The 25,876-nt window shown below is 32.8% G+C and carries 23 protein-coding genes; 14 read left to right on the top strand and 9 right to left on the bottom strand.

Annotation, left to right across the window (positions count from 1 at the left end):
- Positions 1 to 28: 28 nt before the first annotated feature.
- Positions 29 to 907, bottom strand: a complete 879-nt coding sequence (locus ABD941_RS00115; RefSeq protein WP_345271842.1) for a lysophospholipid acyltransferase family protein — start codon at positions 905 to 907, stop codon at positions 29 to 31.
- A 56-nt stretch (positions 908 to 963) separates the two neighbouring features.
- On the opposite strand from ABD941_RS00115, the gene ABD941_RS00110 reads away from it, so the two are divergent.
- Entirely contained in the window at positions 964 to 1,614 is a 651-nt protein-coding gene (locus ABD941_RS00110; protein WP_345271841.1) for a rhomboid family intramembrane serine protease, read from the top strand.
- A 70-nt stretch (positions 1,615 to 1,684) separates the two neighbouring features.
- Here the strand turns inward: ABD941_RS00110 and ABD941_RS00105 are convergent, their stop codons facing one another.
- The gene (locus ABD941_RS00105; RefSeq protein WP_345271840.1) at positions 1,685 to 2,554 is read right to left on the bottom strand and encodes a hypothetical protein; all 870 of its coding nucleotides are present in this window, start codon (positions 2,552 to 2,554) and stop codon (positions 1,685 to 1,687) included.
- A gap of 251 nt (positions 2,555 to 2,805) precedes the next feature.
- Here ABD941_RS00105 and lon point away from each other — a divergent pair, with 251 nt between their 5' ends.
- The 3 genes from lon to cmk all read left to right on the top strand — a co-directional run bounded on the left by lon (position 2,806) and on the right by cmk (position 7,135).
- Positions 2,806 to 5,256 (top strand): endopeptidase La, encoded by a 2,451-nt coding sequence (gene lon / locus ABD941_RS00100; protein ID WP_345271839.1) that lies wholly within the window; start codon positions 2,806 to 2,808, stop codon positions 5,254 to 5,256.
- Positions 5,257 to 5,362: 106 nt separating this feature from the next.
- Complete coding sequence (gene porQ / locus ABD941_RS00095) at positions 5,363 to 6,382, top strand: type IX secretion system protein PorQ (RefSeq protein ID WP_345271838.1); 1,020 nt, start codon at positions 5,363 to 5,365, stop codon at positions 6,380 to 6,382.
- Positions 6,383 to 6,439: 57 nt separating this feature from the next.
- Positions 6,440 to 7,135 (top strand): (d)CMP kinase, encoded by a 696-nt coding sequence (cmk, locus tag ABD941_RS00090; RefSeq protein WP_345271837.1) that lies wholly within the window; start codon positions 6,440 to 6,442, stop codon positions 7,133 to 7,135.
- Positions 7,136 to 7,268: 133 nt separating this feature from the next.
- On the opposite strand, the gene ABD941_RS00085 is transcribed toward cmk, so the two are convergent.
- Positions 7,269 to 7,646: a LysM peptidoglycan-binding domain-containing protein gene (locus ABD941_RS00085; RefSeq protein WP_345271835.1), complete on the bottom strand. Its 378-nt coding sequence runs from the start codon at positions 7,644 to 7,646 to the stop codon at positions 7,269 to 7,271.
- Positions 7,647 to 7,920: 274 nt separating this feature from the next.
- On the opposite strand from ABD941_RS00085, the gene ABD941_RS00080 reads away from it, so the two are divergent.
- The 8 genes from ABD941_RS00080 to ABD941_RS00045 all read left to right on the top strand — a co-directional run bounded on the left by ABD941_RS00080 (position 7,921) and on the right by ABD941_RS00045 (position 15,488).
- Positions 7,921 to 9,255, top strand: coding sequence for a CoF synthetase (locus tag ABD941_RS00080; protein WP_345271834.1), 1,335 nt, complete (start codon positions 7,921 to 7,923; stop codon positions 9,253 to 9,255).
- A 13-nt stretch (positions 9,256 to 9,268) separates the two neighbouring features.
- Positions 9,269 to 9,979, top strand: a complete 711-nt coding sequence (locus ABD941_RS00075; RefSeq protein WP_345271832.1) for a YqcI/YcgG family protein — start codon at positions 9,269 to 9,271, stop codon at positions 9,977 to 9,979.
- 212 nt (positions 9,980 to 10,191) lie between these two features.
- Positions 10,192 to 12,033, top strand: a complete 1,842-nt coding sequence (gene rpsA / locus ABD941_RS00070) for a 30S ribosomal protein S1 (protein ID WP_345271831.1) — start codon at positions 10,192 to 10,194, stop codon at positions 12,031 to 12,033.
- 189 nt (positions 12,034 to 12,222) lie between these two features.
- Positions 12,223 to 12,762, top strand: a complete 540-nt coding sequence (gene pyrR, locus ABD941_RS00065) for a bifunctional pyr operon transcriptional regulator/uracil phosphoribosyltransferase PyrR (RefSeq protein WP_345271830.1) — start codon at positions 12,223 to 12,225, stop codon at positions 12,760 to 12,762.
- A 78-nt stretch (positions 12,763 to 12,840) separates the two neighbouring features.
- The gene (locus tag ABD941_RS00060; RefSeq protein WP_345271828.1) at positions 12,841 to 13,770 is read left to right on the top strand and encodes an aspartate carbamoyltransferase catalytic subunit; all 930 of its coding nucleotides are present in this window, start codon (positions 12,841 to 12,843) and stop codon (positions 13,768 to 13,770) included.
- Positions 13,771 to 13,773: 3 nt separating this feature from the next.
- Positions 13,774 to 14,106, top strand: coding sequence for a ribonuclease Z (locus ABD941_RS00055; RefSeq protein WP_345271827.1), 333 nt, complete (start codon positions 13,774 to 13,776; stop codon positions 14,104 to 14,106).
- Between the two features lies 1 nt (position 14,107).
- Positions 14,108 to 14,578, top strand: coding sequence for a DUF3291 domain-containing protein (locus ABD941_RS00050; RefSeq protein WP_345271826.1), 471 nt, complete (start codon positions 14,108 to 14,110; stop codon positions 14,576 to 14,578).
- Positions 14,579 to 14,582: 4 nt separating this feature from the next.
- Positions 14,583 to 15,488, top strand: a complete 906-nt coding sequence (locus ABD941_RS00045) for a ribonuclease Z (protein WP_345271825.1) — start codon at positions 14,583 to 14,585, stop codon at positions 15,486 to 15,488.
- A gap of 35 nt (positions 15,489 to 15,523) precedes the next feature.
- Here the strand turns inward: ABD941_RS00045 and ABD941_RS00040 are convergent, their stop codons facing one another.
- On the bottom strand, positions 15,524 to 15,949 hold the full coding sequence (locus tag ABD941_RS00040) for an SRPBCC family protein (RefSeq protein WP_345271824.1): 426 nt from the start codon (positions 15,947 to 15,949) through the stop codon (positions 15,524 to 15,526).
- Positions 15,950 to 16,023: 74 nt separating this feature from the next.
- Here ABD941_RS00040 and pdxH point away from each other — a divergent pair, with 74 nt between their 5' ends.
- Together pdxH and ABD941_RS00030 are read left to right on the top strand one after the other, a co-directional pair.
- Positions 16,024 to 16,671, top strand: coding sequence for a pyridoxamine 5'-phosphate oxidase (gene pdxH / locus ABD941_RS00035; RefSeq protein WP_345271822.1), 648 nt, complete (start codon positions 16,024 to 16,026; stop codon positions 16,669 to 16,671).
- Between the two features lie 166 nt (positions 16,672 to 16,837).
- The gene (locus tag ABD941_RS00030) at positions 16,838 to 17,335 is read left to right on the top strand and encodes a CAP domain-containing protein (RefSeq protein WP_345271821.1); all 498 of its coding nucleotides are present in this window, start codon (positions 16,838 to 16,840) and stop codon (positions 17,333 to 17,335) included.
- Between the two features lie 202 nt (positions 17,336 to 17,537).
- Here the strand turns inward: ABD941_RS00030 and ABD941_RS00025 are convergent, their stop codons facing one another.
- The 5 genes from ABD941_RS00025 to ABD941_RS00005 form a co-directional block, all read right to left on the bottom strand.
- Positions 17,538 to 17,960: a VOC family protein gene (locus ABD941_RS00025; protein WP_345271820.1), complete on the bottom strand. Its 423-nt coding sequence runs from the start codon at positions 17,958 to 17,960 to the stop codon at positions 17,538 to 17,540.
- A 253-nt stretch (positions 17,961 to 18,213) separates the two neighbouring features.
- On the bottom strand, positions 18,214 to 20,199 hold the full coding sequence (locus tag ABD941_RS00020; RefSeq protein WP_345271819.1) for an OmpA family protein: 1,986 nt from the start codon (positions 20,197 to 20,199) through the stop codon (positions 18,214 to 18,216).
- A gap of 44 nt (positions 20,200 to 20,243) precedes the next feature.
- Entirely contained in the window at positions 20,244 to 22,169 is a 1,926-nt protein-coding gene (locus ABD941_RS00015) for an OmpA family protein (protein WP_345271818.1), read from the bottom strand.
- Positions 22,170 to 22,182: 13 nt separating this feature from the next.
- Positions 22,183 to 23,109 carry a PorP/SprF family type IX secretion system membrane protein gene (locus tag ABD941_RS00010; RefSeq protein ID WP_345271817.1) on the bottom strand — a complete coding sequence of 309 codons (927 nt, stop codon included), beginning with the start codon at positions 23,107 to 23,109 and terminating at the stop codon, positions 22,183 to 22,185.
- Between the two features lie 11 nt (positions 23,110 to 23,120).
- The coding region (locus ABD941_RS00005) for a T9SS type B sorting domain-containing protein (RefSeq protein ID WP_345271815.1) at positions 23,121 to 25,876 on the bottom strand (2,756 nt) is incomplete at its 5' end.

Below are 25,876 nucleotides of genomic sequence, written 5' to 3'. Positions count from 1 at the left end.
GACTAACTGCAAGATTATAAAAAAGCCCTTAATTAAGGGCTTTTTTATGTTTCCAACGTTTATGTGTCCAGAAATAATATTCTGGGGCTGCATGGATTTGTTTTTCAACTTCGCGAAGAAACATGTCTGTTAACTGGTAATCTTTATAATCATTAGGAGTTTCGGCAAGCGGCATAATTTCTGCTTCATAAAAACCACGTTTTACTTTGGTTACCTTTAGATAGGCAATGGTAAAGTCAAGTTTTTTTGCTAAACGTTCAGCACCAGTAAAGCAAGGTACGTTAATACCCATAAAATCACTCCAGTACACATCTTTTTTGGGTTTTGGCGATTGATCGCTTAAAAAGGCAATGATACTTTTAATGCCCTTAGTTTCATTATGATTAATAATGCCTATACTTTCTTTAGTGCTTATTAGTGTCGTTTTAAATTTAGAACGAATATCTCTAACCAATTTATCAAAGTGTTTGTTTGCTAACTTTTTATAAACACCAAAACCTTTATAACTTACATGATTTTGAAGCTCTAAAGACCATTCCCAGCTGGCATAATGTCCATACATTAATAAAATGCTTTTATTCAATGCTTCTAAACGTTTAAATTCTTCTGGGTTTTTAAGTTTAAATCGTTTTTTTAATGAAGTTTCAGAAATAGACATGGTTTTAGCCATTTCTAAAAACATATCACACAAATGTTTGTAGAATTTTTTTCTAATGGTTTTTATTTCTTTCTCACTTTTATCTGGAAAAACAAGATTTAAATTGCTAGTAACCACTTTTTTCCTATAGCCCAGAATATGGTATAATAACATGTATAATCCATCAGAAACAGCATATAGTAATCTAAAAGGTAATATAGAAATAAACCATAAAAATGGATAAACAAGAATATAAGCTAGTAATTGCATGAATTAATTTTAGATTTGCAAATATATGTTAATTTCATTTTAAACGTTAATACGCCATGGGCAATTTAAATATAATCACCATCATTATAATAGCTGCAAATGTTATGATATCCTATAAAGGATTTAACGATTATGGTTTTTTTGAAAAATATAAATTTCAAGTCGGTGGTGTACAACGCGGTGAGCAAATACGAATGATCAGTTCTGGGTTTTTACATGCCGACACACAGCATTTATTGTTTAATATGTTAACGCTCTATTTTTTCGCAGATGTGGTTATTTCACTTTTAAACCCGATACAATTCCTTCTCATTTATTTTGGGAGTTTGTTGTTAGGGAGTTTGTTATCACTTTATTTTCATAAAAACGAATACCATTATAGCGCCGTAGGGGCAAGTGGTGCTGTTATGGGGATTTTATATTCAGCCATATTATTGCAACCTGGAATGAGTCTTTATATGTTTTTTATCCCCATTCCGATACCTGCGTACATTTTTGGAATCGGCTATTTGTTATATTCTATTTACGGTATGAAAAACAGAATTGGTAATATTGGTCATGATGCGCACTTTGGCGGTGCTATTGGCGGTTATGTTATTACTTTAATGCTATCGCCTTGGCTGTTTAAAACTAATTTACTGATGATTGGTTTATTGGCTATTCCCATTGTGCTATTATTTGCTTTGAAGAAAATGGGGAAGATGTAACATGTTCTTAAAACAAAAAGGCTAATTCAATTATTGAATTAGCCTTAACTTCATAAAAGCGATTGTGTTTTTATTCGTAGATGTATTCTATGGTTTCCACATCTTCATCAAAATCACCATATTGAGAAGTGTATATACTAGTTTTTGGATAATTCTTTTCGTTATAAGTGTACTCATATTTATCATTATAGTTATCACTAATACTAGTGTCACTTTCTACATAACTAACAATATTGTTGGTGTTTCCATAAATTAATGCACCAAACTCATTTTCACTTAAGATATTTAAAACTTCAATGGCATGAATATTTTTAAAAACATTATTTTTATCATCATATGTAGAAGTTGTTGTATAGCCTTTATTATCAGATATTTCTACAATATTTTTCCCGTTTAGAGTAATTGTTTCAGTTCTGTCTAATTCAAATTCAGTGTTATCATAATTCACGGAAACTGTATTAGTTATGGTGCCATCATTGTTATATGTATAAATGTGTCTGTATTGACGATCATCTAATCCGGAATCTTTGAAAAAAGTTTCAGTATACATGGCAAGTGTTCCATCAGAATTATATTCTAAGACTACAGAAGCATTAAGTATGCCTTCATAAAAAAATTCGTCTTTAACCAAATTATCATTCTCGTAGGTGTAAACATTTTTAATGTTATCACCATAATCTACATTAATTAATTTATTACCGTCATAGTTATAAGTTTCTGAATACTCATCAACAGTTCCTTTATTATAAATTATTTTCTTTATTAAAGTTGAGTCATTTGTTTCTCCCTCTTCTTCTTCTTCTTCTTCTTCTTCTTCTTCTTCTTGCTCTTGTTGTTCTTGTTCTTGTTCTTGTTGCTCTTCAGTAACGTTTACAGGTTCAATATTACATGCAAAAAAGGAAAGGCATAGCAAAAAAAGAAAGAATGGTTTTGATGTCATTTGAATGGTTTTTGGTTTAAAATGTAAATATAATTATAATATGAATTATCATCAGTAAAACTAAAGGTTTTTCTTATACTGACTAATTATTTTCTTTTAATTTTACTTATGGCATAGCTATTGAATTTATAGTTATGTTGGATATTAGAAATATTTTTTAAATAATTGATATTCAGTGTTTTAATATTTTTAAAAAGAACCCTAAGATATGTTCAGTCTTGTTTTAATGACAGATTGACTTAATTATATTTATGAAGAAATCTAAATTTACTACCCTTGACAGTTTGTCATTACAGGAATTTGACGAAAACTCAGAATTAATTCCGTTAATGACACCCGAGGACGAAGAAGCTATAAATAATGAGGAATTGCCCGAAACCTTACCCATATTATCGTTAAGAAATACGGTGTTGTTTCCTGGTGTGGTTATTCCTATTACCGCTGGCAGAGATAAGTCTATAAAGCTAATAAACGATGCCAATAAAGGCGGAAAAGTTATTGGTGTTGTAGCCCAGAAAGATGAATCTGTTGAAGATCCAACAGCTAAAGAAATTCATGAAACAGGTACCGTTGCTAGAATTTTACGTGTTTTAAAAATGCCTGACGGTAACGTAACGGTTATTATCCAAGGTAAAAAACGCTTTAAAGTCGCCGAGGTGCTTACCGAACAGCCATATATGAATGCGACTATTAGAGATCTTCCTGAAGCTAAGCCCGCTATAAAAAATAAAGAGTTTACGGCAATTATCGATTCTATTAAAGATTTGGCCTTAGAAATAATCAAGGAAAGTCCAAACATTCCGAGTGAAGCATCTTTCGCCATTAAAAATATTGAAAGCAATTCGTTTCTGATAAATTTTGTGTCGTCAAACATGAATTTATCGGTAGCCGAAAAGCAATCGTTATTAGAAATGGACGACTTAAAAAAGCGCGCTTTAGCCACGCTTAAGTATATGAATGTTGAGTTTCAAAAGTTAGAGCTTAAGAATGACATACAGTCTAAAGTTCAAATGGACATGAACCAACAGCAACGTGAATATTTCTTGCATCAACAAATAAAAACCATTCAAGAAGAGCTGGGTGGTGTAAGCCATGATGAAGAAATTGAGGAAATGAAATCCAAAGCAAGTAAAAAACTTTGGAATGAAAACGTAGCCAAGCATTTTGAAAAAGAAATAGCCAAAATGCAGCGTATGAACCCGCAGGTGGCAGAATATTCTATACAACGTAATTATTTAGAGTTGTTTTTGGATTTACCATGGAATGAATTTAGCAAGGATAAATTTGACTTAAAACGCGCCATGAAAATCTTAGATAGAGACCATTTTGGGTTGGAAGATGTAAAGCGCAGAATTATAGAATATTTAGCAGTATTGAAGCTTCGTAATGATATGAAGTCGCCAATTTTATGTTTGTACGGCCCACCAGGTGTTGGAAAAACGTCCTTAGGTAAGTCAATTGCAGAGGCTTTAGGAAGAGAATATGTTAGAATTTCATTAGGGGGTTTACGTGATGAAGCCGAAATACGTGGACATCGTAAAACCTATATTGGTGCTATGCCAGGGCGTATTATACAAAGCTTAAAAAAAGCAGGAACATCAAACCCTGTTTTCGTTTTGGATGAAATTGATAAGCTGTCAAATTCACACCAAGGCGACCCATCATCCGCGATGTTGGAAGTTCTTGACCCTGAACAGAACAGTGCATTTTATGACAACTTTTTGGAAATGGGCTATGACCTTTCTAAAGTTATGTTTATAGCTACTTCAAATAGTTTATCAACCATTCAGCCAGCGTTGAGGGATCGAATGGAAATTATAAATGTAACAGGTTATACCATTGAAGAAAAGGTAGAAATTGCTAAGCGTCATTTATTACCAAAACAATTAAAAGAACATGGTTTAACAGATAAGCATTTAAAGATTGGCAAACCACAATTAGAAAAAATTGTTGAAGGCTATACTCGGGAATCTGGTGTTCGTGGCTTAGAAAAGCAAGTGGCAAAAATGGTACGCTATGCGGCTAAAAATATTGCCATGGAAGAAGATTACAATATCAAAGTGTCAAACGATGATATTATTGAAGTTTTGGGCGGTCCTAAATTAGAACGTGATAAATATGAAAACAATAATGTTGCAGGTGTAGTAACAGGATTGGCATGGACACGTGTTGGCGGTGATATTTTGTTTATAGAATCTATACTTTCAAAAGGAAAAGGAACTATGACCATTACAGGAAACCTTGGAAAGGTCATGAAAGAATCTGCGACTATTGCTATGGAATATATCAAATCGAATGCTGATGAATTTGGTATTGATAGTTCTGTTTTTGATAATTATAATGTACATATCCACGTGCCAGAAGGTGCCACACCTAAAGATGGGCCAAGTGCAGGCGTTACCATGCTAACCTCTTTAGTATCCTTATTTACACAACGAAAAGTAAAGAAAAGTTTAGCCATGACAGGTGAGATTACACTTCGTGGTAAGGTGCTTCCTGTTGGCGGGATAAAAGAAAAGATTTTGGCAGCAAAACGTGCACGAATAAAAGAGATTTTATTGTGTGAGGAAAACAGACGCGATATAGAAGAAATAAAGCCTGAATATTTAAAAGGATTAACGTTTCATTATGTAACAGATATGAGCGATGTTATTAAACTGGCACTTACAAACCAAAAGGTTAAAAACGCTAAAAAGATATAATTACAAGTATAAAGAGACCTCGATTATTATCGAGGTTTTTTTGTGATTTAAAATAAAAGATACATGCTATCGTTTTAAGATAGATTTACTTACTTTGTATCGTAATATGCTAAGAAAAATTATCACGTTTTTTTGCTTAACTATTAGCACTTTAACCATGGCACAGGTTGGAGGAGAGAGTACTTATCAATTTTTGAATTTGGTATCGTCTCCGCGTCAAGCAGCATTGGGAGGGAAAGTGTTTACCAATGTGGATTATGATGTGACTCAAGGGCTTTTTAATCCTGCGACTATAAATGTGGAAATGGATAACCAATTAGCCATAAATTATTCGAGTTATTTAGGGGGAATTAGTTACGGTACAGCAGCTTATGCGTATACTGTTGATAGACGAACACAAACATTTCATGCAGGTATTACTTATATTAATTATGGTTCGTTTGATGGTTACGATGAAGCTGGGAATTCTACAGGTACGTTTACAGGTAATGAAGCTGCATTGTCATTTGGTTATGCCTTGCAAATAGGGTATTCTGATTTTTATTTTGGAGCCAATATTAAACTGATAACTTCTAAATTAGAACAGTATAATTCTCTAGGAGCAGCAGTAGATTTAGGTCTCATTTACATCAATGACTATTTAGATTTTAATGCAGCATTAGTAGTTAGGAATTTAGGTACACAAATAACCACTTATGCTGGACTTAATGAACGTTTGCCTTTTGAAGTTGCTTTTGGAATGTCTCAGCGTTTGGAAAATGTACCTCTTCGCTGGCATATTACTTTAGAGAATTTGCAAGAGTGGCCAATAGCCACTGCTAATCCGGCACGTAATACAAGTGACTTATCAGGAAACCAATCTTCAGAAAAAGTGGGGTTCATAGGGCAAGTTATAAGGCACACCATAGTTGGGGCAGAAATATTTCCCGAAGGTGGTTTTAATATTCGTTTGGCATATAATTTTAGAAGAGGCGAAGAATTAAGGATTTTAGACCAGCGAAATTTTTCAGGACTTTCCGCAGGTATTTCAATAAAAATGAATAAAATGCGCTTTAGTTACACTCACGCAAAATATACAAGTGCAGCTAACTCAAACTTTTTTGGTTTGCAAATAGATCTGCAATAAAAGTACTTGAAGTGTCTAAAGTTTTAAGTATTTTTGCGCCTTTAAGGCATTTCAAGAATGAAAAACATTACCATAGCCATAGATGGTTTCTCTTCAACAGGAAAAAGTACAGTAGCTAAACAATTGGCCAAGCATTTAGGTTATGTGTATGTAGATACAGGTGCTATGTATAGAGCCGTTACATATTATGCGATGCAAAATGGACTTATTAGTGATTTAGATTTTAACAAAGAAGCCTTAATATACCAATTGCCAAATATAAAAATCAGTTTTAAGTTTAATAAAACATTAGGCTTTGCAGAAGTGTACCTAAATGCCGTTAATATTGAAAAAGAAATACGCACATTGGAGGTGTCAAGTTATGTTAGTAAGGTAGCTGCAATATCCGAAATTCGCCAAAAATTAGTAGAGCAACAGCAGCAAATGGGTCAAGACAAAGGTGTTGTCATGGATGGTAGAGATATTGGAACTGTGGTGTTTCCTGATGCAGAACTTAAGCTATTTATGACAGCTTCGGCAGAAACAAGAGCCGAAAGACGCTATCAGGAACTTATTGAAAGAGGTGATGATGTAGAATATAAAGATGTTCTAGACAATGTAAAAGAACGCGATTATATCGATTCTAACAGAAAAGATTCGCCCTTAAAAAAAGCTGAAGATGCTATAGAGATAGATAATTCGAATATGAGTCTAGACGAACAATTTAATACAATACTGCAATTGGCTAAAATGACTACTGAAGATTGTGAATAGCTTTTAGCTGTTGTGTATATGGTAAATCATTTGAAGTCACTTTACTTTCTTCGAAAAAGAACGGTTGATGCGTACAAAAAAAAACGAACCTTTGTTTAAAGATTCGTTTTCTAATTTTAAAATGTTTTATTTCCTATAAATTAGGAATAATTAATTCTTGATCAGGGTGAATTAAATCCGGATTTTTTAAAATATCAGAATTAGCTTTAAAAATATCTTGATATTTTGAAGCGTTACCATAGTAGTGTTTTGCAATTTTCCCTAAAGTTTCTCCGCTTTTTACAACATGTCTGTGATAAATACTATCATCTGCAACGCTAATGTTTGCCATAATGTCTGAAGGATTGTCACCACCAATTTCTTTTATTTTATCCCAAAGGATATTCTTCTCATATGGTGTATTGGCAGTTCCTTTAATTTTTAGAACCCCATTTTCTTCTGATACGTTCCCGTTTTGAATGTTTAAGGCTTCACCTAAATTTAATACGTCTTGGTATTTTGCTTTAGTCATGATTTATAAGTTTTTTAAGTGTTAATTTGTAAAGAACAATATACTAAAATATTTGAGTGTTTTGATTAAATATTAGTTATGTTATTGACTCTATTTAGTTAGACACACTTTTTTTTAAAAGTCACTGTTTTTTTATTTGAAAGTATTAAAGAGTAGGGGTGTTTTCTTTTTACCTACATTTGACAAGTCTAAAAAACTATTTCAACGAATAATTTATATCCAATTAATTTAAATTGATATTATTACATATTAATTAAATACCCCATAATTAAAAATGTTAATTTTTTTTGAAAAACTAAGATACTATGGCTTTTGGATTGTAGATTTCATAAAGGGGTCTCCAATACGCAAAAATTATAATGATATAAAAGATATTGTTGAGGATGGAAGTGGATTAAAAGTAAAATCCACTCAAGCTTTGTATTTGAGGAACTTAATTAAGTATGCTGTTGTTAACACAGATTTCTATAAAAATTATGATGTAAATGAGGCTGTTGAAAACCTGCCAGTTTTAGATAAAAATATTTTAAGGGATGAATGCAAACGCTTTCAATCTAAAGCCATGAAAAATAAAAAGACATTTTCTGTGGTAACAAGTGGTTCCACAGGAACACCTTTTGAAGTGTTTCAAGATGCAAATAAAAAGAAAAGAAATACAGCTGATGTTATCTATTTCTCAGAATTAGCAAACTTTAAGTTAGGTTACAAACTCATTTTTTTAAGAAAATGGAGTGAAGAACTTGTAAAGCCCTTATTAATTTCCAAAGCCCAAAACATTATGCCTCTTGAGGTTATGGAATTAAATGACGGAGAGTACATTAAAAATTTCATATCAACAATAAGGCGAGACGCTTCAACTAAATCATGGATTGGGTATGCCTCAGCATACGAAGTTATTAGCAAATATTTAGATAGTGTTAATCATGAGCCCATACATAATGCCAATATAAAATCTATTATAGGTGTTGCAGAAAGTTTAACGGACTATACAAAAGAGCGCATGAATTACTATTTCTCTGCACCAGTATTTTCTAGATATTCAAATATGGAAAATGGAATATTAGCGCAGCAAACGGTAACATCAGGAAATGATTTTATAATAAATACGGCCAGTTATTATATTGAAGTTCTAAAAATGGAATCTGATGAGCCAGCAGATAAAAAAGAATTAGGACGAATAGTCATTACAGATTTGTTTAATTATGCCATGCCATTAATACGTTATGACACTGGGGATTTGGGAGTTATAGATAGTTCGGATTATCCGCAAAAGCTTACTACGGTTCAAGGTAGAAAAACAGATGCCATTTTTAATACCAAAGGCGAGGTGGTTTCAACCATGATTATAGCTTGTGTTGATAGATATCAAGGTATTATACAAGGGCAACTTATACAAGAAACGAAGTTCGATTATAAACTTAAACTTAATATAACCGATGAATTTAATAGTGAAATAGATATTATAAAAGAATATAAAAAGTATTTAGGCGAAGATGCTAATATAATTATTGAATATGTTGACGAGATTCCTCGATTAAATTCAGGAAAAAGAAGAGCTACTATTAATAATTATATTAAAACCAGCCAATACGAAAACCAAACCAAATAGAAACTTACTACTTATGAGATTATTCAAATTTGAAAATAACCAAGAGCCATTCCCAAAATGGGTAAAAAAATCAATTGCAGCTTTTAAAAAAACCATGTTGGATGAGGTAAATCCGTTTCCTTGTTATTTCGCAAAGCAAGGTTTAGAGAACTCTAATTTTAGGTTAACATACATTAATAAAGAGGAATTGGTGTCACCAAAAGTATTCAAAGAAGCTTTGGTAGAATATCTTAAAATATACAAAACCATTCAGTGGCCTTCTGTGCTGGTTACTTTTATAGAAACCGATCAGGAAAATAGTTTAGAAAATCACGAGCAGGCATTTTGGAATATTTTACAATACCTAAATAACGAAGACGATATGCCGTGGCCAGAAAACACACCTAAAGATACTAACCATCATCAATGGCAGTTTAATTTCCAAGGCACAGCTATTTTTGTAAACGGACATAGTTCAGAATATAAAAAAAGAATTAGTAGATCTTCAAAAAGTGATATGATGATGGTCATACAAACCATGGATACCTTAAAACCAGTATCTGGCACATCAAAACGATCAGATAAGATTCGAAAAACAATTCGAGAACGTATTAACAAATATGATAAAATAGAAGTTTCAAATTTACTAGGCTCTTATCCTAGTGAGGATTCCAAAGAATGGAAACAATTTTGGTTACCCGATGAAAATGTTGATAAATCAGGATGTCCATTACATATAAAATAATGTACTCAAATTAGGCTAATTTATTGAAATTATGTATTTTTGCACTCCTTTTAGCGAATCATCGGAAAGAATAAAAGGAATGAAACTAAAAATAATATAACACTTCTGTGTGTTAGTCGCTTAAAACTTCCGAGGCATAACAGAATACAAACGCGATGAAAAGGCGTTTCTAAAAAACGGGAATTTCTTTAATAATTCGCAAGATTAATTAAATGGCTGAAAAAGCAAAACAAGTTGAAGCAACAGAAGCTCCAGCAGTAGAGGCTCCAGTAGTATCTGAAGCAAAAGCAAATCCTGAAAAATTCTTAAAAGACTTTAATTGGCACAATTACCAAGAAGGTATTGATGAGGTTGATGATCAACAACTTAAAGAATTTGAAAAATTAGTAGCAGAGAACTTTGTTGACACTTTAGATGATGAAGTTGTTGAAGGTACCGTAGTGCACATTTCTGATAGAGATGCTATTATTGACATCAATGCAAAATCTGAAGGTGTTATTTCTTTAAACGAATTTCGTTACAATCCAGATTTAAAAGTAGGGGACAAAGTAGAAGTATTAATTGATGTTCGTGAAGACGCAACAGGACAATTAGTTTTATCTCACAGAAAAGCACGTGTTATTAAAGCGTGGGATCGTGTAAACGGTGCTCATGATACAGGTGAAATCGTTAATGGTTTTGTGAAATGCAGAACTAAAGGTGGTATGATTGTAGATGTTTTTGGAATTGAAGCATTCTTACCAGGATCTCAAATTGATGTTAAACCAATTAGAGATTACGATCAGTACGTAAATAAAACTATGGAATTTAAAGTTGTAAAAATCAACCACGAATTCAAAAACGTAGTCGTGTCTCATAAAGCACTTATTGAAGCTGATATTGAAGAACAAAAGAAAGAAATCATTGGTCAATTAGAAAAAGGTCAAGTATTAGAAGGTGTTGTTAAAAACATTACATCTTATGGTGTGTTTATTGATCTTGGTGGTGTTGACGGATTAGTACATATTACAGATTTATCATGGTCTAGAATCAATCATCCAAATGAGATTGTTGAGTTAGATCAAAAACTTAATGTAGTAATCCTTGACTTTGATGAAAATAAATCAAGAATACAACTAGGTCTTAAACAATTATCTAAGCACCCATGGGAAGCTCTTGCAGAAGAGGTGAAAGTAGGTGATAAAGTAAAAGGTAAAGTTGTTGTAATTGCAGATTACGGTGCGTTTATTGAAGTAGCTGATGGTGTTGAAGGATTAATACACGTTTCAGAAATGTCTTGGTCTACACATTTACGTTCAGCTCAAGATTTCGTTTCTGTAGGAGATGAAGTTGAAGCGGTAATCTTAACTTTAGATAGAGAAGATCGTAAAATGTCTCTTGGTATTAAGCAATTAACGCCAGACCCATGGACAGATATTACAAACAAATACCCATTAGCATCTAAGCACACAGGTATCGTACGTAACTTTACAAACTTTGGTGTTTTTGTTGAACTAGAAGAAGGTATTGATGGTTTAATTTATATTTCAGATTTATCTTGGACTAAGAAAATCAAACACCCTTCAGAATTCTGTGCAGTAGGCGATAAGTTAGATGTTATCGTATTAGAATTAGATGTAGAAGGACGTAAACTAAGTTTAGGTCATAAACAAACTACAGAAAATCCTTGGGATAAATATGAAACTGAATTTGCTTTAGATACAGTTCACGCTTCAGAAATTACTGAAATAGTTGATAAAGGCGCTACAGTTACTTTTAATGATGATATTGTTGCATTTGTACCTTCTCGTCATCTTGAAAAAGAAGATGGTAACAAACTTAAGAAAGGTGAGAGCGCAGACTTTAAAATCATTGAATTTAATAAAGAGTTCAAAAGAGTAGTAGCATCTCATACTGCAATTTTTAAAGCAGAAGAAATTAAGAATGTAAAAGCAGCAGCTAAGAAAGCAGCTTCTGCAGCAGCTGAGGCAAAACCAACTTTAGGTGATGCAAATGATGCTTTACAAGCTCTTAAAGACAAAATGGACGGAAAAGCAACTAAAGCTAAGAAATAGCAAGTTTTTCTAAAACCATTTAATAATATGAAAGCCTTCAAGAAATTGAAGGCTTTTTTGTTTTTTCATTGGTGTGTAAGTGAGAGAATCTATTTATTTCAAATTACGATTTTTTTTGAAATATTGTTTTATCTTTAAATTTGTAATATATTATATTACCTTTGTACTCCAAATACGTTTGGATAGTATATGAGTCAAAAAGTTTTACTTAACGCTAAAGAGGTAAACATCATTCTTCATCGATTGGCTTGTCAACTTATTGAAAAACACAACGATTTTTCTAGCACAGTGCTTATTGGTTTACAGCCACGTGGCGTGTTTTTAGCCGATAGATTAGCAAAAATACTAAAGGAAGATTATAAGGTTAAGAATATTCAATTAGGACATTTAGATATTACCTTTTATAGAGATGATTTTCGCCGTGGTGAAAAACCATTAGAAGCAAACACTACAGAAATAAATTTTATAGTTGAAAACAAAAACATTGTGTTTATTGATGATGTCTTGTACACAGGAAGAAGCATAAGAGCCGCTTTAACGGCCATACAATCTTTTGGAAGGCCAAACGAAATTGAATTGCTAACCCTTATAGATAGGCGCTTTAGCAGGCATTTGCCCATTCAGCCAGATTATAGAGGCAGACAGGTAGATGTTATAAATAATGAAAAAGTAAAAGTAAACTGGAAAGAACATGATAATGAAGATTCGGTTTACTTAATAGAAAAATAAAAATGAACAACTAAGTTTTGAGTTTTAGATACGCAGGAGTAACTTTTAACTTTTAACTTTTAATTTTTAACTTAGATAATGAGCGAATTAAGTGTCAATCACTTATTAGGAATAAAATATCTTAACAAACAAGATATCCAACTTATTTTTGAAACTGCCGATCACTTTAAAGAAGTGATTAACAGACCCATTAAAAAAGTACCTTCACTTAGAGATATTACTATTGCCAATCTATTTTTTGAGAATTCAACACGAACAAAATTATCTTTTGAACTAGCTGAAAAGCGTTTATCGGCAGATGTACTTAATTTTTCATCATCACAATCCTCAGTAAAAAAAGGAGAAACCTTAATAGATACGGTAAACAACATCCTATCTATGAAAGTCGACATGGTTGTAATGCGTCACCCAAATCCTGGTGCAGGCGTGTTTTTATCAAAACATGTAGATGCTAGCATTATAAACGCAGGTGATGGTGCCCATGAACATCCAACACAAGCCTTATTAGATTCCTATTCAATACGAGAACGATTAGGAGATGTAAAAGGCAAAAGAGTAGTTATTGTTGGAGATATTTTACACAGTAGGGTTGCGCTTTCAAATATATTTGCACTGCAGCTTCAAGGGGCACAAGTTATGGTTTGCGGTCCAAAAACTTTAATTCCAAAATATATTGATAAACTTGGAGTGAAAGTTGAAACAAGCTTACGTAAAGCACTGAATTGGTGTGATGTAGCAAACATGCTTCGTGTGCAAAACGAACGTATGGATATTAGCTATTTTCCATCAACCCGAGAATATACCCAACAATTTGGAGTTAATAAAGCATTGCTTGACTCCTTAGATAAAGAAATCACTATTATGCACCCAGGACCAATAAACAGAGGTGTTGAAATTACTAGCGATGTGGCCGATTCCAAACAATCCATAATACTAGACCAAGTACAAAATGGCGTAGCGGTAAGAATGGCTGTTATCTATTTATTGGCATCAAAAATAAAACAATAAATCATGATTTTAGATCAAAATGGAAATACATCAATAATCACGCAAGAAAAAGCTACGATTATAGAATTGGTTAAAAAGTTACAGACTTTATATCCAAAGTTTAAGAATAATAACATTATCGTTGCTTTAACATCATTGCAGGTTTTAACCAAAAATGATATTGTTGAGTTTTTACAAATATCGCAAGCGCACAAAGTATCAAAACATTCTTTTGTTGTTGTTTCAGATAAAATAGACTTAGATGTTGTACCAGATGATATCATGGTCGTACCAACTATTCAAGAAGCATATGATATTATAGAAATGGAAGACATGGAACGCGATTTAGGGCTTTAATATGGCTAGTCTACTCCTTGCACAAGTAAATATAGCAAAGCGTTTGGCGCCTATGGACGACCCGATTATGCAAGATTTTGTAAATAATCTTGACAAAATAAACGCTATAGCAGATTTAAGTGATGGATTTGTTTGGCGATTACAAGATGAAGATAAAGATGAAGCTGTAAGTATTTTTAAAGATGATACATTAGTTATAAATATGTCGGTTTGGAAGAATTTAGAATCACTTTTTAATTACACTTATAATTCTGGACATATAGAAGTCTTTAAGCGAAAAAAAGAATGGTTTAGTAAAATGAAAATGATGCATATGGCTTTTTGGTATGTACCTGAAGGTTATGAACCAACATTCCAAGACGCTAAAAATCGTTTAGATTATTTAAATGTTCATGGCGATACGCCTTATGCGTTTTCATTTAAAAGTAAATTTTCGGCGGTAGATTCACAAAACTATAAAGCCATAATATAAGAATATGAAACTTTCCATATTAGGTTGTTATAGTGCTACGCCAAGAGCTTTAAATAATACAACTTCGCAAGTATTAGAAATAAAAAACCATATGTTCTTAATAGATTGTGGTGAGGGAACACAAGTACAATTACGAAAACATAAGATTAAGTTTAACCGTATTAAGCATATTTTTATATCACACCTGCACGGCGACCATTTTTTTGGTTTAGTAGGGTTAATTTCAACATTCAGATTGCTTACACGCGAAACCGATTTACATGTTTACGGACCAAAGGGCATTAAAGAGGTCGTAACGCTTCAAATGAAATTAGCAGATTCATGGACCAATTACAACCTGTATTTTCATGAGTTGACTTCAAAAAAATCAGAATTGATTTTTGAAGATGATAAGGTGGAAGTACACACCATTCCTTTAAAACATAGGATTTACACCAATGGGTATTTGTTTAAAGAAAAACAAGGTGACCGTAAGCTAAATATAAGCGCCGTTGAAGAAGCAAATATAAATGTGGCATACTATAGAAAGCTCAAACAAGGTTTTGATGTTGTAAACGAAGATGGGCTTACCATAAAAAATGACACCGTAACTCAAGCTGGACCAAAACCAAAAAGCTATGCCTTTTGTAGTGATACGATGTACAAAGAAGATATTGTACCCATTATAAAAAATGTAGATGTATTGTACCATGAATCTACTTTTTTAGAACAACATGCGCACTTAGCCGGAAAAACAAAGCATTCTACAGCTAAAGAAGCAGCTAGGATTGCTATACAAGCTAATGTTGACACATTGCTGCTTGGACATTATTCAACGCGTTACGATGGCTTAAATGCGTTTAAACAAGAAGCTCAAGCTGTATTTAAAAATGTAGAGCTAACTGAAGATGGTAAAACTTTTGAATTTTAATACCTCTTTATAAAAGTTCCACTTGACTCATTTTATTAGTTTTCACAATATTTTTTGAAATTAACAAGCCATTTATCAACTTGTTTTTTAAACATTCCAGGAAAAAATTTAACGATCAAGTTTATTATGAACCCTTTAAACTCGGTATATTCAATATATGCAGTTAATTTTGTTTCATTGTCATTTGTAGCTTTAAACTTGCAGAGCATTGTGTTTGTCATGCTTTTATGCTCATATTTGGCATAAAACTCATTAGGTAGCTTATTATGGATAATGGTTTCAATTAAATCAAATTTTTTATAAACTAATTTAGACTTTGCTCCAGCTTCTCCTTTATTACCACTTAAATGCTTCAAACTTATAAATCCTTTTTGAGTTTGCTTTAAAGCTCCTGGATCCTCAAAAGACGTTACAACTTCATTAATAGGTTTGTTTATATATATTGCACAGGTAAATTGCATTGGAATAATTTTGAGTTTAAGATAATAAAAAATCTATTAAAATTATTTTTAAAAAACCCGTAAATTGCAAGCATATGGAAAAGGATTTAAGCAACTATAGAAAGTCTTATGAAAAAGGGGAGCTACTTTTAAACGAAGTACCAGAAAACCCTATGGAATTATTCCAAAAATGGTTTTATGAGGTCGATCGTCATTTTGCAGAAGATGAAACCAATGCCATGACCATATCTACTATAGGATTAGATGGCTATCCAAAAAACAGGGTAGTACTACTAAAAAAATATACCTACGAAGGTTTTATTTTTTATACCAATTACCATAGCGAAAAAGGAAAAGCCATAGCGATCAATTCCAATGTTTGTTTGTCTTTTTTTTGGCATGGTGCCGAAAGACAAATTATAATAAAAGGAAAAGCTGAAAAAATTGCAGAAAATTTAAGCGATGGTTATTTTGAATCTAGACCCCGTGGCAGTCAACTTGGCGCTTTAGTTTCCAATCAAAGTGAAGTTGTAAAAGACAGAGACTATCTAGAACAAAAGCTTTTCAATTTGGAAAAAACATATGAAGGCAAAGAAATCTTAAGACCTTTAAATTGGGGAGGATACATTGTTAAGCCTACGGAAATAGAATTTTGGCAGGGTAGACCCAATAGACTTCATGACAGAATACGATATGCACTTCAAGAAGATTACAACTGGTTAATTCATCGATTATCTCCTTGAAATAACCGATGAATTACATTTATTTTGTCTTCAAATATGTATTTCATCGACTAAAAACATAATGAATCGATGAAACGCATGTTTTTCATCGATTTTAACATTTCGTTAACATTTACTTCAGGTTAGGCGGTTAATTTTACAGAACCAAATCTAAATTTACTTAACCATGAAGTTATTTACTAAGTTGCCATTACTGGCATTGTTAGCTGTGTTTACGCTCTCATCTTGTACAACAGATAGCATTGATGATAAAGCAGAAGCTATTGAATTAAGCCTTGTTGAAATTGAAACAAAAGCTATTGAAGTAGAAATACTAGACCTTATTAATGATCATAGATTATCTTTAGGATTAAACCCTCTAATAGAAATGTCTGTTGTTAAATCTGTAGCCTATAGTCATACAGATTATATGGTTGATAACAATATAGTGTCTCATGATAACTTTTATACGCGTAGTAGTTACTTAAAATCTAATGCAGGTGCTAAAAAAGTATCTGAAAATGTAGCTTACGGTTATAGCTCGGCAGAATCTGTTGTTAGAGCATGGATAAAAAGTGAAGGTCATAAAGCAAATATTGAAGGCGACTTTACAAACTTTGATGTTTCAGCTGAAAGAAACGAAGATGGTAGATATTATTATACTAACATCTTTATAAAAAAATAAATAATACTTTATAAATAAAGTATTAAACCGTATAACCATTTTTGATTTACTGATTATAGCTTAAGAAGAAATTAAATAGGTTATTATTAATAACTTAATTGTTATTACATTTAGCTTTAGGTATTAAAATCCTCTCAAATTTTTTGAGGGGATTTTTGTTTGCTAAAATGTGATTAAATCATTTATTAAAAGGCAATGGTATTTATTCCACGATATGTCCTTTTTCGTCAAGTTCAAGATAAGGATTAAAAGCAATTTCCCATAAATTCCTGTCTAAATCACATACATAGCTGCTATAACCACCCCAATCCGTTTTTTGAGGTTCTTTAATTATTTCAACATCTTTTACTCTTAAGCTTTCAATCAATAGATCAACCTCTTTTTCTGATCTTGTATTGTATGAAATAGTGAAACCTTTAAATCCATGTCCTTTAGCTCTTATGTTGGCATCTTTGGCTAATTCATCTCTTTTGTAGAGCGCTAGTTGAATACCATTTAGCGTAAAGAATGAAATATGTTCATTAGTAGATTTAGATTTTTTCCAACCAAATTTTGTTTCATAAAAGTGTGTTGATTCTTTTAAATTTGAAACACCTAAAGTTATGATTGTTAGTCGTTTTTCCATAATGTATTTCCTTTTTTAAGCTGAGTTTATTTGACTTAGCATATGCTGAATAAAAGTATAATTTTTTCTGGTTAATAGTAATTTTTTTTCCCGCTTATACCGCATTATGTTATTTGAAATTAAAGATATTGTTTTATTTAAGACTTTTATCTTATTCTTTTCAAAAGGTTATATCAAAAGAATTCTTAACTAAAAAACCACCAAAAGGAATATCCATTTGGTGGTTTTAATACTTATAGAACGAAGTTAATAGTTATTTTGCTTTAACAACTATAAAATTAGTACGTCTATTAAGTTGATGTTGTGCTTTAGTACATGATGATGTGCCATCACAATCATTAACTAATTTCTCTTCTCCATAACCTTTATATTCTATTATTCTATTTGAATCTATACCTTTTGATACTAAGTATTTATAAGTGCTATAAGCTCTTTTATTGGATAATATTTGATTAAAACCTGCAGCCCCTCTAGAATCTGAATGCGATTCAATTTTAATGGTCATTTTTGGGTATGTATTTAACATTAAATTGACAATATGATCTAACGCTGCATTATTGTCTTTACGAATTTTCGCGCTGGAAAAACCAAAATATACTGGTTCTAAATGTATTGATTTAGGATCTATGGTGGTTTCTTTTTCAGAGGCTTTAACCACGTTTTCCGTTTCTTTAGGTGTTTCTTCTGATTTTAAAATAGGATCTAAAGAGAAATCTGCGTTTAAAATAGATAGGGTTTTTTCTGTGTTTTTTGAGTTTATTGGGTTTGAGCTATTAATAAACCCATGTTGTTTAACATGGATTATATATTCTGCATCTCTATCTATATTTATTTCATAATGTCCGTTTTCATCAGCTTCAAAAGATGCAATTTCATTACCTTCTGTATCAAATAAAGCGACAAAGGCATTGGGTATGGCGTTATTGTTAATGGCATCATAAACGGTGCCTACTAGTTTTAATCTGGTAACTCTGCTGAAAGCATAAATATCATCACTACCAACACCACCTTCTCTATTTGACGCAAAATAGCCTGTTACACCATCTTTGTTCATAAAGAATGAAAAATCATCTTTACTTGAGTTTAAAGGAAAACCAAGATTAATGATTCCAATTGTATTCTTGCTTGCATCTTGTACTGTTGCAAAAACATCTAACAAACCCAATCCATGATGCCCATCTGAAGAAAAGAAAAGTACACCTTCGCTATTAATAAAAGGAAAGTTTTCGTTTTTGTTGGTGTTAATGGTATTCCCTAAATTCTTAGGTTTGCCATAAGTACCGTCTTCATTGATATCAACGTAATAAATGTCGGATTTACCAACACCGCCTGGCATATCGGAAGTAAAGTATAATTTAGATCCGTCTGGGCTTAATGCGGGGTGTCCGTTAGAATAGGTATTGTCATTAAAAGGAAGTTCTTCAATATTCGTCCATTTGCCATCTATTAGGCTAGCTTGGTATATTTTAAGGTTTGAAAACCCACTCTCATCCTTTTTTAAGTTGTTTTTTATAAAGTTGGTTCTGGAAAAGTATAAGGTTTTACCATCATTACTTATGGCTATGGGGCCATCGTGATATACTGAATTTACATCACCTTTTAATTTGTACTTATGGTTGATTTTTAAATCGTTTACGACACTTTTGTCAGCTATATATACATCTAAAAAAGGTTCTTCGTTCCAACTATATAGACGTTTTACGGCAACGCCCTTATCTCTTGAAGAGGTGAAATAAATGTTGTTATTATACTCATATGCACCAAAGTCGCTAAACTTGGAATTAAAACCAATAGGGTTTAAATTGTAACGATGTTTTGCATTGAAAATTGAATTTATAAACTCACCATCTTTGGTGAATTTTATGTGGTCGATTTTTCCACCTGCATTGTGAAATTTTTTTAGCCAAACACGAGATTGCTTATAGTTTTTAATTCCTCTTAGAGCTTGTGCGTAACTGTAAAAATACTCAATTGGCGTATTTTCTTGTTGGACTACTTTTTCATAGTAAACTACGGCACTATCTGGATTTCTCAATAAAGCATAGCTATCTGCTAATTGTCTAGTGGCATAATCGGCATTAAAATTAGTATTAATGAGCTCATGATAAACTTTTGCGGCTTCAGTAAAAGAAAATTTGTAAAATAACGAATCTGCTTTCTTTTGCTTACCAACTTGTGCATAGGCACTAAGCCCTATTAAGAATAAAGTTGAAGCAATTATGTAGTTTTTTAATTTCATGGGGGCTCTTTTTAATTAAAAAATCCGATATATGTTAATAGGTTTTATTCCATTCTTACTACAATAAACTGAGTACGTCTGTTTAATTGGTGTTGTTCTTCTTCACAATCTTGACCATCTTCACAACCATTTGTTAATCTGCGCTCACCAAAACCTTGGTGTTCTGTAATTCTTGCAGGATTAATTCCTTTTGTAATTAAGTACTCGTAGGTTGCGTTAGCTCTATCTATTGATAATTTGTCATTATATGATAAATTACCTCTAGAATCTGTGTGGGATTCAATACGTATGACCATTTCTGGATAATCGTTTTGCATTAAATTCACAATTTTGTCCAATTCTATGGCTGCATCTTTTCTAATGGCATGACTGTTATAATTAAAGTAAATAGTATTCAAATCGATTTCTGCCAGTTTTACAACATCTTGTACTGGATTTAGTAATAAGTTGGCAGTAAGATTAGTAAGCTCTGTTTGTATATTTTTTGAATCAAAATTTCGGTAATCATCAATATATTTTTCTTGACTGGCAACAATTTTATAGTTTTCGTTTCTATCAATGTTTATTTGATAAAATCCGTTTTCATCAGTTACCATATAAGCAACTTGTTCATCATCACTATTAAATAATGTGATTTTAGCATTTGCAATAGGCTTAGTATTAATGGCATCTGTTACAACACCTTCAACATGAAGTACAAGTTCTCTGTGATATGCATAGATATCATCACTACCACGACCGCCTTGTCTGTTTGATGCAAAATAACCTGTAATACCATTTGGATTCATAAAAAATGAAAAATCATCTTTATTAGAGTTTACAGGTACACCTAAGTTTATCACATCGACGATAGTATCTTCATCGTCTCCTTTAATAGAGGCAAAGATGTCTAATAAGCCTAAACCGGTGTGTCCATCTGAAGAAAAGAATAAAACGCCCTCATTGTTTATAAAAGGAAAACCTTCAGCATCTTTTGTGTTTATTACATCTCCAAGGTTTTCTAAATCTGTTAAAGTGCCATCTGGTTGAATATTCATAACCCATATATCAGAACCACCAATACTTCCTGGCCTATCAGACGTAAAGTAAAGCTTGGTATCATCAATGTTTAATGCAGGGTGTTGGGTCGAAAAGTCATCACTATTAATGGGTAAGTCTTCAATATTTGTCCATAGTCCGTCAACTAAAGTCGCTCTGTATATTTTCATATTGGTTAGCCCTTTTTTGTCCTTGACTTCTAATCCTTCTGTAAAATTATTTCTAGAAAAATACATGGTTTTACCATCTTTTGTAATGGTTACTGGCCCGTCATGGTAAATAGAATTTACATCACCTGGTAGTTTTGCAGAATGGTCTACATTTTTTCTCGTACCTGCTTTAACCACATAAACGTCTAAAAACGGTTGTTCGTTCCATCCATAAACACGTTTTATTGCTGTGCCTTCATCTCGTGCCGAAGCAAAATAGACTTTACCATCCTGTTCAAATGCGCCAAAATCGCTATACTTAGAATTGAATCGAATTCTATCTAAAAAATACTGTTGTTTGGCTCCAAAAACACTGGTAATGAAATTAATATCTTTTGAAAAATCATCAGAATTCACGACACCTCCAGAATCTTTAAAGCGTTTAAGCCATATTTGAGATTCATCGTATTTTTTCATACCACGAAGCGCTTGTGCGTATTTGTAATAATATTGAACTGGCACATTTTTTTGTTTTACAACACTTTTATAAAACCTAGAAGCATTTCTAGGATCACGTAAAAGAGCATAACAATCTGCTAACTTTCTGGTAGCATAATTTTTATTATAGTTGTTCTGTAATAGTTCCCTATATAATTTAGAGGCTTTTACAAAAGAAAACTTATTGAATAATGTATCGGCTCTTTTTTGTTTTCTTTGCTGTGAAAAAACAGAAAGGCTTAGCATTAATGCCATACATACTAATATGTAATTTTTAGTATTCATAGAAAAATTAGTATTAGAAATATCTTGGTGATTTTAATTTTGAACTTAAAAATTTGAATTCATAGATAAGCAATATCTCATGTGTTCCGGTCGTGTAATCTGCTATTTCAGAAATAGGTTTCTCATAGGCATAACCAATACGTAACTGTCGTGATACTTGAATATCTGCAATAATACCCAATGCGGCTGTTTGTTCATTAATTCTATATGAACCTCCTAACCAAAACTTTTCAAGGTATAAGAAATTAGCAGTTAAATCATAAGAAACAGGAGCACCACTTGTCGCTTTTATTAAAAAAGCTGGTTTAAACTTAAAGCTTTTACTAATATCTACAACACCACCAGCTGTAAGATAATAACTTACTCGGTCTAGGGCTTCAAAATCATTCTTATTATTTATGTCATTACTTAATATTCTTGGTGCAGATAAGCCTGCATAAATTCTATTGGTACTCCAATATACACCTGCACCAATGTTAGGCGACCAGCGGTCTTCGGTTCCAAAAATTAAGGGGTCTCTATTATTGGCGTCACTTGTACGAAAATCTGCGTCAAAACTAAATTGTGTAAATCCACCTTTTAAACCAAATGCTAATTTACCATCAGATCCAGTAGGAATGCTATATGAAAAGTCGGCATATAAATACGAGAAATTTTGAGGTCCTAAATCATCTTCAATAAAAGATATACCTAAACCTATTCTATCATTTCTGAGTGGCGTATGTACAGAAAGTGTTTGTGTTATTGGACCACCTTTGAAACCAACCCACTGACTTCTATGTAATGCAATAATGCTTAGGGCTTCTCGACTACCAGCATAGGCTGGGTTGATTGAGATTGTATTATACATATACTGTGTGAATTGCGGTAATTGTTGTGCAACTCCAACCGTACAGCTAAACAACGCAATAGCGATTATGTTATGTTTAATGAATTTCATAGGTTATCGTTTTATTTGGTTCCTAGGTATATGGGGCCAGTTAAAGGACTCAATCCACTGTTTTGTAATTTGATTATATAATAATATGTTCCGTTAGGCAATTTGCTTTTACTACCAAATGATGCTGTTGGTGTTCCGTCCCAATCTCCAAATAGAAGGCCATGAGAAGATTCTTTGCTACCAAGCGTATAATCATTAGACTCATACACTAAAGCGCCCCAACGGTTAAATATTTTTACTTCGGCTCTAAAACCACATAATTCAACTCCTCCAATATCAAAGGTTTCATTAAACCCATCACCATTAGGTGTTATTGCTGTTGAAATTGTTATGTCGTTTTCACCACAAGGTAATACGACACAATCTGCGTTAATACTCATAGTTACTTCGGTGATACTTATACAGCCTTCATGTGTTGTTGTATATCTGAAAATATAAATTTTTTCTCCTTCTTCTGGTAAGAAGTCTTCACTTAACTCCAGTCCAGTAGGATCAAAAATACTTCCGTTTAGAGTGGCATTTGGATCGCCTTCTATTAATTCCCAAACACCATTTGTATTTAGTGTTTCAGGTAAATCATTATTTAAGTCATATACGCCATCATCAAAGCATCTGTCCTCGGCATTTACTGCTAAGAATACTTCATCAAGTGCTACGTTTAAAGTTTGTATATAATCTTTTTCGTTATTACAGGCATCTCTAACGGTCCAAGTTCTAATAATTTCATAATCTACTAGGTTGTTTTCGTCAAATGAATTTGTTTCACTAAATTCAATAATAACGTTGGAAGAACAGTTGTCTTCAAACTCTAGAGTAGGAATCTCTGGTATTTCGGTACAACTTACATCCAAGACTTCATCATAAGATGTTGTTGGAACTGGAGCTGTTGTGTCTTGAACGGTTATTAATTGTGTATGCTTAACTTCTAAACCACATTCATCGGTCGCTGTCCATGTGCGCGCTATAATATAGTTAGATGGGCAATCTCCATTAGTTATAACATCATTTACGGTAACTGTAGCATCACCACAATTATCTGTCGCTGTTAAAATTGTTACTTCAGGAATGGCATCGCATTCTACTGTTACATCTCTTGGTGGTGTTTCAACAAATTCTGGAACAGTAGTATCTTGAACGGTTATAATCTGTGTATGTGTTGTTGTTAAACCACATTCATCGGTTGCTGTCCAAGTACGTGCAAGCTTATAATTATTTGGGCAATTTCCATCAGTTCTTACATCACTTACTTCAACTTCTGCAGAACCACAGTTATCGGTAGCAGTTAAAGTTTCCGCTAAAGGAAGATTATCACATTCTACAACAATATTTGCCATTGGAAGCGTAGTTTGCTCAAATTCAGGCGGTGTTGTATCCTGTACCGTAATGGTTTGTACATGGATATTTGTTAATCCACACTCATCTTCTGCTATATATGAACGTTTAATTGTGTAGTTGTTAGTACAATTTCCAGCTTCAATGTCATCTTCTACGCTTACTGAAGCCGTTCCACAATTATCTGTTGCTGTTAAAGTTTCTGCTTCTGGAAGAGCATTACACTCTACAACTATGTTTCCAGGAAGTGTTGTTTGTTCAAATTCTGGTGCTGTAGTATCGGATGTCGTAATAGTTTGCTCTGCACTAATATGGTTTCCACAAGCATCAATAGCTGTCCATGTACGTATTATGGTAAAAGTACCTGAACATTCACCGTCTTCTCTTCTGTCTTCAAAAGAAATAACAGGACTATCATCACAATTATCAATTGCTGTAGCATTACCAAAAGTATCTGGTGTTAAATCATCGCTACATTCTGCCGTTTGATTATCTGGTAATGAAAGTACCGGAGGTGTATTGTCTTCAACAGTAATAGTTTGAGTATGTATTGTAGTAACTCCACAAATATTAACGGCTGTCCAAGTTCTTAAAAGTGAATAATTATTAGGACAGTCTCCATCTGTTCTATCTTCAGTAAATACTACATTTATATTACCACATGAGTTTGAAGCTGTAAGTGCTTCTTGTGTTGGTACTTGGTCACATTCCACAGTATCATCTTCTGGTAATGTACTTTGATCAAAGGCTGCAGCTGCTGGTTCGGTATATGTATACGTTGCACTTGAATTAGTTGTTTGACATAGGTCATTTATAACCCAAGTAATTGTTATTTCGCCTCCTGTACAGAAATCTATAGATTGATCTACAAAATCATTTGTTACAGTAGGAGCACAGCCACCAGAAAAGCTTCCATTTATTCTAGCTGTTTCGTTAGTAACCCATGTTGCAATATCAATATCGAGATTGTTTTGTGCATCTGCTAAATCTGAAGTTCCAAATTCACAGGCTTCAGATATGTCATCTAATGGATTGTTAAAAGTAACCTCGCTTGGTGCTGTTAAAGTAAAATCTGCTGAAATTAGAATAGTTTCACATAAATCAGTAATAGTCCACTCGACAGTAACAGTTCCACCTGAACATAATTCAGGAATAGCTACTGATGTACTATTATTAGACAATATTGGTGAACAACCACCTGATACAGCTATAGCAGTAGATTGAGCGGTTACCCAATCATTAAAGGCTGCATCAACCTCTGTTTGGTCTGCAAAGTCACAAGATTGTTCATTTGCATTGCTAGGATTGTTGTAAGTAATATCACCTGGTGGTGTTAGTGTATATGTGGCATTAGGGGTAAAGATTTCACAAATATCCTCAACCGTCCAATTGATAGTAATCGATCCACCGGTACATAGGTCGATAGACTGGTCGA

The organism is Flaviramulus aquimarinus, from assembly GCF_039543205.1.
GTDB lineage: Bacteria > Bacteroidota > Bacteroidia > Flavobacteriales > Flavobacteriaceae > Flaviramulus_B > Flaviramulus_B aquimarinus.
The sequence above is the reverse complement of the archived record's forward strand: the minus strand, read 5'-3'. Positions and strand labels throughout refer to the sequence as shown.

Coding starts and splice junctions, on each gene's coding strand:
- ABD941_RS00115 (WP_345271842.1), bottom strand. CDS start 907: ATGCAATTACTAGCTTATATTCTTGTTTATCCATTTTTATGGTTTATT.
- ABD941_RS00110 (WP_345271841.1), top strand. CDS start 964: ATGGGCAATTTAAATATAATCACCATCATTATAATAGCTGCAAATGTT.
- ABD941_RS00105 (WP_345271840.1), bottom strand. CDS start 2,554: ATGACATCAAAACCATTCTTTCTTTTTTTGCTATGCCTTTCCTTTTTT.
- lon (WP_345271839.1), top strand. CDS start 2,806: ATGAAGAAATCTAAATTTACTACCCTTGACAGTTTGTCATTACAGGAA.
- porQ (WP_345271838.1), top strand. CDS start 5,363: ATGCTAAGAAAAATTATCACGTTTTTTTGCTTAACTATTAGCACTTTA.
- cmk (WP_345271837.1), top strand. CDS start 6,440: ATGAAAAACATTACCATAGCCATAGATGGTTTCTCTTCAACAGGAAAA.
- ABD941_RS00085 (WP_345271835.1), bottom strand. CDS start 7,646: ATGACTAAAGCAAAATACCAAGACGTATTAAATTTAGGTGAAGCCTTA.
- ABD941_RS00080 (WP_345271834.1), top strand. CDS start 7,921: ATGTTAATTTTTTTTGAAAAACTAAGATACTATGGCTTTTGGATTGTA.
- ABD941_RS00075 (WP_345271832.1), top strand. CDS start 9,269: ATGAGATTATTCAAATTTGAAAATAACCAAGAGCCATTCCCAAAATGG.
- rpsA (WP_345271831.1), top strand. CDS start 10,192: ATGGCTGAAAAAGCAAAACAAGTTGAAGCAACAGAAGCTCCAGCAGTA.
- pyrR (WP_345271830.1), top strand. CDS start 12,223: ATGAGTCAAAAAGTTTTACTTAACGCTAAAGAGGTAAACATCATTCTT.
- ABD941_RS00060 (WP_345271828.1), top strand. CDS start 12,841: ATGAGCGAATTAAGTGTCAATCACTTATTAGGAATAAAATATCTTAAC.
- ABD941_RS00055 (WP_345271827.1), top strand. CDS start 13,774: ATGATTTTAGATCAAAATGGAAATACATCAATAATCACGCAAGAAAAA.
- ABD941_RS00050 (WP_345271826.1), top strand. CDS start 14,108: ATGGCTAGTCTACTCCTTGCACAAGTAAATATAGCAAAGCGTTTGGCG.
- ABD941_RS00045 (WP_345271825.1), top strand. CDS start 14,583: ATGAAACTTTCCATATTAGGTTGTTATAGTGCTACGCCAAGAGCTTTA.
- ABD941_RS00040 (WP_345271824.1), bottom strand. CDS start 15,949: ATGCAATTTACCTGTGCAATATATATAAACAAACCTATTAATGAAGTT.
- pdxH (WP_345271822.1), top strand. CDS start 16,024: ATGGAAAAGGATTTAAGCAACTATAGAAAGTCTTATGAAAAAGGGGAG.
- ABD941_RS00030 (WP_345271821.1), top strand. CDS start 16,838: ATGAAGTTATTTACTAAGTTGCCATTACTGGCATTGTTAGCTGTGTTT.
- ABD941_RS00025 (WP_345271820.1), bottom strand. CDS start 17,960: ATGGAAAAACGACTAACAATCATAACTTTAGGTGTTTCAAATTTAAAA.
- ABD941_RS00020 (WP_345271819.1), bottom strand. CDS start 20,199: ATGAAATTAAAAAACTACATAATTGCTTCAACTTTATTCTTAATAGGG.
- ABD941_RS00015 (WP_345271818.1), bottom strand. CDS start 22,169: ATGAATACTAAAAATTACATATTAGTATGTATGGCATTAATGCTAAGC.
- ABD941_RS00010 (WP_345271817.1), bottom strand. CDS start 23,109: ATGAAATTCATTAAACATAACATAATCGCTATTGCGTTGTTTAGCTGT.